This window comes from Azohydromonas lata (assembly GCF_034427735.1).
In the GTDB taxonomy this organism is placed as follows: Bacteria; Pseudomonadota; Gammaproteobacteria; order Burkholderiales; family Burkholderiaceae_C; genus Azohydromonas; species Azohydromonas lata.
The window spans coordinates 1-358 of record NZ_JAXOJX010000227.1; the positions used below are offsets into that span (position 1 = coordinate 1).

Genomic DNA, 358 nt, shown 5'->3' on the forward strand with positions numbered 1-358 from the left:
TCCGATGCACATCTTCGGCTTCAGCTTCGGCAAGCCGTTGACGATTGGCGATTTCACGATCGCCCCGGTGACGCTGTACTACTACCTGTTCCTGGCGCTGGTCGTCATGACCGTGGTGATCTGCCACCGCCTGGAAAACAGCCGCATCGGCCGCGCCTGGATGGCCATCCGCGAAGACGACATCGCCGCCAAGGCCATGGGCATCAACGTGCGCAACATGAAGCTGCTGGCCTTCGCCATGGGCGCCACCTTCGGCGGCGTGTCGGGCTCCATGTTCGCCGCCTTCCAAGGCTTCATCTCGCCGGAATCCTTCTCGCTGATGGAGTCCGTGATGATCGTGGCCATGATCGTGCTGGGC

At 62.3% G+C, this 358-nt stretch carries 1 protein-coding gene; it reads left to right on the forward strand.

Annotated elements, in window-relative coordinates:
* On the forward strand, positions 1-358 hold a 358-nt coding region (locus tag SM757_RS35150), incomplete at both ends, for a branched-chain amino acid ABC transporter permease (protein ID WP_322468886.1).